This is a genomic window from Roseateles sp. FW301-B2 (assembly GCF_058788955.1).
Genome location: NZ_JBYTBE010000015.1, coordinates 21,435 through 28,813, shown reverse-complemented (window position 1 = coordinate 28,813; position 7,379 = coordinate 21,435). Strand labels below are relative to the sequence as shown.

Genomic DNA, 7,379 nt, shown 5'->3' with positions numbered 1-7,379 from the left:
CCCCCCCCCCCCCCCCCCCCCCCCCCGCCCCCCTCCTTCGACATCTGTTTTGATCGCTTTCATCCGCGAGGTGGCTCCATGTCCGCATCGTTCCAAACTTCGACCCGTCTGGCCGCGCTGGCCAGTCTCAGCGCCCTGCTGACGGCCTGCGGTGGCGGCGGCACGGCCGCCACCGCCCCCGAGCGGGCCGCGCAGGCGCCCGCTGCCCGGGCCCTGGCCGCCGGCAGCGAGCAGCAGCAGCAGCAGCCCGACTGCCCCGCCGGCAGCATCGTCACCGCGCTGACGCCCGACGCCGGCGTGGCGCGCGTCGGCTCGGTCTACTCCAGCAGCCTCTACGACCCCGCCATCGAGTCCGGCAACCAGACCCACCAGCCGCGCAAACTGAAGGTGCGCGTGACGCTGGACGGCCAGCCGGTGGCCGGCTGCACGGTGCGCTGGGAGCCCCGCGATGGCGAGCTCAAGAGCGGCTGGGTGTTCCCCGACAGCCCGCTCACCGATGCCTACGGCCGCGCCAGCGCCTGGTGGACCGCAGGCAGCCAGCTCAAGCAGGCGCTGGACATCAGCATCCGCCGCGCCGACGGCAGCGGCGCCAGCGCCGTCATCACCGGCGAGGCCAAGAAGCACCAGACGCGCGCCAACTCCATCCACATCAACTGGAGCAGCCCGGCCTGGGACCGCTTCAGCGCCGAGGTCACGCCCCTCACCTGGGAGCCCACCACCTATTACGAGGTGATCGGCTTCAACGGCGGCTATGGCGGCGTGCAGTCGCACCAGCTGCTGTTCTCGCTGTGGGACGTGAACGGCATCAGCCCCGAGGTGATCGACCCCGGCATCTCCAGCTGCAGCAACTTCGGCGGCGAGGGCACCGGCATCAAGTGCGAGTCGCCCTTCAAGCCCGCCGTCAATGTGGCCTACCGCTTCGAGCTGGAGCTGGCCGCGGCGCCCGGCGGCAAGCAGGACGTCAGCATGTACTTCACCGACACCGGCACCGGCCTGCGGCAAAAGCTCGCCACCATGCGCCTGCCCAAGCCGCTCGCCCAGGCCGGCGCCTATGGCTTCGTGGAGGACTGGAGCAAGCAGGGCAACGACTGCCTGGACAACAAGGTGCGCGCCGCCAGCTACGCCCAGGTGCGCTACCGCGACGCCGCCAGCGGCCAATGGGTGGAGGTGCACAAGGCCAAGGGCACGGCGGTCTACACCCCGGACCACAACGAGATCTGCAGCAACTACCAGTTCGCGTACGAGAACGGCCGCTTCAAGCTCAGCACCGGCGGCACGGCCGTGGGCCAGCCACTCAACCTGCCCGGCGGGCCGCGCAGCGTGCCCATGCCCTGGGAAGCGCCGCCGCCGCCCAAGCCCTTCAGCCTGGGCCTCAACACCCTGGTGAACCTGGGCAGCGCCGGCATGGCGCTGGACGTGGTGGCCGGCGGCACCAGCCCCGGCACCAATGTCGAGGCCTATCCGCTGCATGGCGGCGCGGCCCAGCAATGGGACATCAGCGTCGTGCGGCCGGGCGTCTACAAGCTCATCAATCCGCGCAGCGGCCTGGCGCTGGACGTGGCCGGCACCGCCGCGGGCAGCAATGTCGACATCTACACTGCCAACGGCAGCGCCGCGCAGGAGTGGAACATCGTGCAGATCAGACCCGGGGTTTATTCGCTCATCAATGTGGGCAGCGGCCTGGCACTGGACATCGCGGGCGGCAGCATGGCCGCCGGCGCCAACGTGCTGGCCTGGACCCCTGGCGAAGGCCCGACCCAGGAATGGCAGATCAACGCCCTGCCCTGAACCATCCCGTCAAAGACATCAGACCATGTTGAACCGCAGACATTTCCTCTCGCTCTCCTCCGCCGCCGCGCTGGCCGGTGCGACCGCATTCCCCACCCTGGCGCGGGCCGGCCGCGAGCGCCTGCGCCTGGGCCTGATCGGCACCGGCATGCGGGGCCAGGTCTTGCTGAAGGAGCTGCTGCGCCGCGACGACGTCGAGGTGGCGGCGCTGTGCGACATCGAACCCATCATGCTGGGCCGCGCGCTGGCGATGGTGGACAAGCACAAGAAGGCCAGGCCGCAGACCTATGGCGTGAGCGACGCCGGCGGCGACCCCTTCGCCTACCGCAAGCTGCTGGAGCAGAAGGGGCTGGACGGCGTCATCATCGCCACCCCCTGGGAGCTGCATGCCTCGATGGCCATCGACGCCATGAACGCCAAGGTGCCGGTGGGCTGCGAGGTGGTGGCCGGCGTCACGCTGCAGGACCATTGGGACGTGCTGCGCACCCAGCAACGCAGCGGCACGCCCTATATGCTCTTGGAGAACGTCTGCTACCGGCGCGACGTGATGGCGGTGCTGCAGATGGTGCGCGCCGGCCTGTTCGGCGAGCTGGTGCATCTGCAGGGCGGCTACCAGCATGATCTGCGCGCCGTGAAGTTCAACAACGGCGACCCGGCCAAGCCCTATGGCAGCGGCGTGGAGTTCGGCGCCAAGGGCTGGAGCGAGGCGCGCTGGCGCACCCAGCATTCGCTCACCCGCAACGGCGAGCTCTACCCCAGCCATGGCATCGGCCCCTGCGCGATGGCGGTGAACATCCACCGCGGCAACCGCTTCACCCACATCAACAGCTTCGCGTCCAAGGCGCGCGGCCTGCAGGACTATGTGGGCAGGAAGATGGGCGCCAAGGAGCACCCCAATGCCAAGCTCGGCTTCAAGCTCGGCGACGTGGTCACCACCACGCTGGCCTGCGAGAACGGCGAGACCATCCTGCTGCAGCACGACACCTCGCTGCCGCGCCCCTACTCGCTGGGCTTCCGCGTGCAGGGCACCGACGGCATCTGGATGGATGTGAACCACAGCATCCATATCGAGGGCCGGAGCAAGCCGCACCAGTGGGAGGATTTCCAGGCCTACCAGGACCGCTACGACCATCCGCTGTGGAAGAAGTACGCCGCGGCGGCCGAGGGCGCGGGCCATGGCGGCATGGACTTCTTCGTCATCCACGCCTTCGTCGAGGCGCTCAAGGCGAACGCACCGATGCCCATCGACATCTACGACGCGGTGGCCTGGAGCGCCATCACGCCGCTGTCGGAGCAGTCGATCGCCGAGGGCTTCAAGACCCTGGCCTTCCCGGACTTCACCGAGGGCCTGTGGAAGACGCGCAAGCCCATCTTCGCGCTAGACGACCGGTATTGAGGGCGGCGCCGTGCCCGCCAGCACGGCCTGCCCCAGCTCGGGGAACACCTTGCCCACCTTGGCCATCAGGTAGTCGCCGTAACTGCCCTCGAAGGCATGCACGCTGGCGCCATCCCAGCGCGAGGCACGGTCGTCCGCGGCCGCGGGGATGCCTTCGATGGGCTGCACACGCGCGGCGAAATTCGGATCGAAGAACAGCGGGAAGGAGAGCCGGTCGCGCCCGCTGCTGTTGAGCCGCACGCGGTGCGGGGTGGAGCGGTAGTAGCCGCGCGTCATGCGATCCAGCATGTCGCCGATATTGCACACCAGCGTGCCCGGCACGGGCGGCGCCTCGATCCAGCCCGCCGGGGTCTTGACCTGCAGGCCGCCGGTCGGGTCCTGATACAGCAGGGTCAGGAGGCCGTAGTCGGTGTGCTCGCCCACCCCCCATTGCGCGACGCTGGGGGCAGGTCTTGAGGGGTAGTTGAAGATGCGGAACAGGATCAGCGGGTCGGCGGTGTAGCGCGCATCGAAATAGTCCGCCGGCAGTTCCAGGCTCAGCGCAATGCCGCGCAGCAGCGCATGCGCGGCGCGGCTCACCGCCTCCATATAGGCCAGCACCGCCTCCTTCAGCCCGGGCAGATCGGGCCAGAGATTGGGCCCGTGCAGCGGCGTGCCGGCGCGCACCAACGCATGCTCGGGCGCCAGCTCGCTGCCCAGATAAAGCCCCTCCTTCCAGTCCGGCAGGCCCGAGGTCAGCTCGCCGCCGGCCTTGAAATAGCCGCGCCAGGCGGGGCCGCCCGCGCTCATGGGCCATTGCAGCTTCCAGGCCTCGGGCTGGGCGAAGAAGGCGCGGCTGAGCCGCTCCAGCTCGGCGATCAGCGCCGCGTCCACGCCATGGCCGCGGATGTAGAAGAAGCCATGGGCGCGGCAGGCGGCGCGGATCTGCGCGGCCGGCGCGCTGGCGTCGCCACCCTCGAGCAGGGGCTGGATGTCGATGATGGGCAGGCTGTCGGTCATGGTGGCTGGGCGGCGGGCAATGGCGATCGGCGCATGAGAACACAGGCTCTAGATGCATTCACGCATATGGATATGAGCAAGGAATCGTTCCCTCGACTCCGCACAAACCCTAATCTTCGGCCCATCGCAAAACCCCATGAGGAAGGAAGGAAAGAAACCATGAACATCACCCGCCGCAGCGCCACCGTGCTGGCCGTCACCGCCGCCCTGTTTGCCATCTCTGCCGCCCCCGCCGCCCATGCCGACCAGCTGGACGACATCAGGAAAAAGGGCGAGCTGGTCGTCGGCGTGCTGGGCACCGACGAGCCCAACAGCTATATCGACCCCAAGAGCCGCGAGATCATCGGCTACGAGGTGGACCTGGCACGCGCGATTGCGCAGAAGCTGGGCGTGAAGCTGCAGATCAAGCAGCTCGCCGTGGCCGCCCGCGTGCCCGAGCTGCAGCAGGGCCATGTGGATCTGCTGGCCGCCTCGCTGACGCACAACAAGGAGCGCGAGGCGGTGATCGACTTCTCGCTCACCACCTTCGTGACCGGCCAGAAGGTGCTGGTGAAGAGCAATAGCGGCATCAAGAACGTCGCCGACCTGGCCGGCAAGAAGGTCGTCACCATCAAGGGCGGCACGCAGGAACCCAATATCCGCAAGGCCGTGCCGAATGTGGAGGTGGTGACCTTCGAGACCGGCCCGCAGGCCTTCCAGGCCCTGCAGCAGGGCAAGGGCGTGGCCTTTGTGAACGACGAGGTCTCGCTGCTGGATCAACATGCCAAGCTGGGTGCCGCGCAGGCGCAATTCACCATCCTGCCGCAGAACCTCAGCGTCGAGCCGCTGGCGCTCGGCATCAAGAAGGGCGAGAGCAAGTTCAAGGCCCTGGTGGACGGCGTGCTGCGCGAGCTGGAAAAGAGCGGCGAGGCCAACAAGCTCTTCGTCAAGTGGTACGGCCCCGAGACCAAGCTCAAGTTCCCCAGCCGCACGTTCAAGATCGACAGCGACAAGGTGGATGCCTAAGCGCTGAGCCCAGGCGCTATAGCGCATCGACGCCCCGGCCAGACCGCCGGGGCGTCTTTTGCTTTTCTGCCCATGCGCGCACCCTATGCCTCAACTTGACTTTGCCCTGCTGCTGCAGGGCCAGTACCGCGAGTGGCTGCTCAGCGGTTTCCTGTTCTCGCTGCAGCTCACCGCCATCACCCTGCTGCTGGCCCTGCCGCTGGCCGTGCTGGTGGCGCTGCTGCGCCTGGCGCCCGCGCGCATCGCGCAGGCGCTGGGCTTTGCCTATGTGGAGGGGGTGCGCAGCGTGCCCCTGCTGGTGCACATGCTGTTCTGGTACTTCGGTGCCCCCGAGGCCCTGCCCGAGGGCGTCAAGGCCTGGCTCTACGCTGGCAATGTCGAGGCCGCCGCCGCGGTGATCGCCCTCACCATCTACAGCGCCGCCTACATGGCCGAGGACGTCCGCTCGGGCCTGCGCGCCGTGCCTCACACCCAGCTGGATGCGGCGCGCGCACTGGGCTTCGGCTTCCTGGCCAGCATGCGCCTGGTGATCCTGCCGCAGGCCCTGCGCATCACTGTGCCGCCGCTGATCTCGCAGACGCTCAACCTCTGGAAGAACACCAGCATCGCCACCGTGATCGGCGCGGCCGAGCTGATGTACCAGGCCCAGCGCGTCGAGACCGCCAGCTTCCGCGGCTTCGAGACCTTTGCGGTGGTCACCGCCGGCTACCTGGGCATCTCCCTGCTCATCACCGCGCTGGCCCAGCTCTACCAATGGCGCTACCCGGTCAGGCTGCGGGCATCATGAGCGAGCTGATCGACACCTACTGGCTCTACTTCCTGGTCGGCCAGTACCCGAACGGCCCGCTGGGCGGCCTGGCCCTGACCCTGGTGCTGGCCAGCCTGGGCCTGCTGCTGGCCCTGCCGCTGGGCGTACTGCTGGGCCTGGCGCGCGTGAGCCCGCTGCCCTGGCTGCGCCTGCCGGTCACCGGCCTGGTGTTCGTGGTGCGCGGCACGCCGCTGCTGATGGTGGTGTTCTGGGCCTATTTCTTCCTGCCCGGCGTCACCGGCCTCAAGACCAACCAGTTCGCCACCATGCTGGCCGCCCTGGTGCTGTTCGACGCCGCCTACCTGGCCGAGATCGTGCGCGCCGGCCTGCAGGCCCTGCCCAAGGGCCAGCTGCAGGCGGCGCGTTCGCTGGGCATGAGCTATCCGCAGGCGCTGCGCCTGGTGCTGCTGCCGCAGGCCTTGCGCCACATGCTGCCCTCGCTGGTGAACCAGTTCGTCTCCACCATCAAGGAGACCTCGCTGGGCACCATCATCGGCCTCTCGGAGCTCTCCTACATCGCCAACCAGATCAACGCCCAGGTGCTGGTCAAGCCGCTGCAGGTCTACGCCACCCTCGCCGGCAGCTACTTCGTGCTCTGCTTCGGGCTCTCGCGCGTTGCTTATGCGCTGGAGCGCCGGCTCAATACACGGGCTGCTTGACGCGGCGCGCGCGCACCCCGTCGGCCTGCAACCTCAGCAACTCGGCCTGCTGGCTGAGTTCGTGGCGCAGCTGCTGGTTCTCGCGCACCGCCGCCTCCAGATCGCCGAGCGGCGCGGCGCGGCTGGCCGGCGCGCTGACGGGGCTCGCCTCGGCAACGATGGCCCGGGCCTGAGCAGCCAGCAGCAGGCCCGCCCCGCAGGCGCACAACAGGGTCAGCACCGCGGCACCCGACAAGAGAGGCTCGTGGCGCAGCCCCATCAGCACTTGTGGCAGCCATTGCTCTGGTGCAACGGCCAGGGAGCTGGCCTGGGGCAAACGGGCCACCAGCGTCCAGTGCCAGAGCGGGTCGGGCGGCGCATAGGCCGTCAGTTGCGCGCCCGGCACGGCGGCCAGCTGGGCCAGCCCGGCGGTCTTGCCAGGCACCAGCACCGCCAGCTCGCCGCGCTGCTCCGGGCCGAAGCGCAGGCTCTGCAGGGCCGTCAGGGCCGCCGCTTTGTTCATCACGGCTTGCCAGTCCTTCTCCACGGGCTGTCGCTGGTATTGCGCCAGCAGCTGGCGCCCATTCTCCAGGCCGCGCTGCAGCGCGAACTGCTGCGCGGCGCTGCTGCGTTGCCCTTCCAGGGTGAAGGCCGCCCAGCCCAGCGCGGCCAGCACGATGGCGGCGCACAGCGCGATGCAGCTCCATGCGATTCGACGGCTTGTGCTTGTCATCATCCATCCCAT

7 protein-coding genes are annotated in these 7,379 nt (G+C 68.8%); 5 read left to right on the top strand and 2 right to left on the bottom strand.

The genetic code is table 11. The features are described from left to right. Positions 1-78: 78 nt before the first annotated feature. Entirely contained in the window at positions 79-1,788 is a 1,710-nt protein-coding gene (locus AC3WQY_RS12150; RefSeq protein ID WP_492708669.1) for a DUF3472 domain-containing protein, read from the top strand. Between the two features lie 25 nt (positions 1,789-1,813). Further along, positions 1,814-3,184: a Gfo/Idh/MocA family protein gene (locus tag AC3WQY_RS12145; protein WP_492708667.1), complete on the top strand. Its 1,371-nt coding sequence runs from the start codon at positions 1,814-1,816 to the stop codon at positions 3,182-3,184. Here the strand turns inward: AC3WQY_RS12145 and AC3WQY_RS12140 are convergent. Next, on the bottom strand, positions 3,167-4,183 hold the full coding sequence (locus AC3WQY_RS12140; RefSeq protein ID WP_492708665.1) for an isopenicillin N synthase family dioxygenase: 1,017 nt from the start codon (positions 4,181-4,183) through the stop codon (positions 3,167-3,169). The genes AC3WQY_RS12145 and AC3WQY_RS12140 overlap by 18 nt on opposite strands. A 159-nt stretch (positions 4,184-4,342) precedes the next feature. On the opposite strand from AC3WQY_RS12140, the gene AC3WQY_RS12135 reads away from it, so the two are divergent. The 3 genes from AC3WQY_RS12135 to AC3WQY_RS12125 all read left to right on the top strand — a co-directional run bounded on the left by AC3WQY_RS12135 (position 4,343) and on the right by AC3WQY_RS12125 (position 6,655). Then, a complete protein-coding gene (locus AC3WQY_RS12135; protein WP_492708663.1) occupies positions 4,343-5,188 on the top strand; it encodes an ABC transporter substrate-binding protein in 846 nt (281 codons plus the stop codon). Positions 5,189-5,273: 85 nt separating this feature from the next. Beyond that, positions 5,274-5,975, top strand: coding sequence for an amino acid ABC transporter permease (locus AC3WQY_RS12130; protein ID WP_492708661.1), 702 nt, complete (start codon positions 5,274-5,276; stop codon positions 5,973-5,975). Beyond that, positions 5,972-6,655 (top strand): amino acid ABC transporter permease, encoded by a 684-nt coding sequence (locus AC3WQY_RS12125; protein ID WP_285233208.1) that lies wholly within the window; start codon positions 5,972-5,974, stop codon positions 6,653-6,655. Before AC3WQY_RS12130 ends, AC3WQY_RS12125 begins: the two co-directional genes overlap by 4 nt. On the opposite strand, the gene AC3WQY_RS12120 is transcribed toward AC3WQY_RS12125, so the two are convergent. Beyond that, entirely contained in the window at positions 6,636-7,370 is a 735-nt protein-coding gene (locus tag AC3WQY_RS12120; protein WP_492708659.1) for a hypothetical protein, read from the bottom strand. The two genes, AC3WQY_RS12125 and AC3WQY_RS12120, sit on opposite strands and share 20 nt — an antisense overlap. Positions 7,371-7,379: the final 9 nt, after the last annotated feature.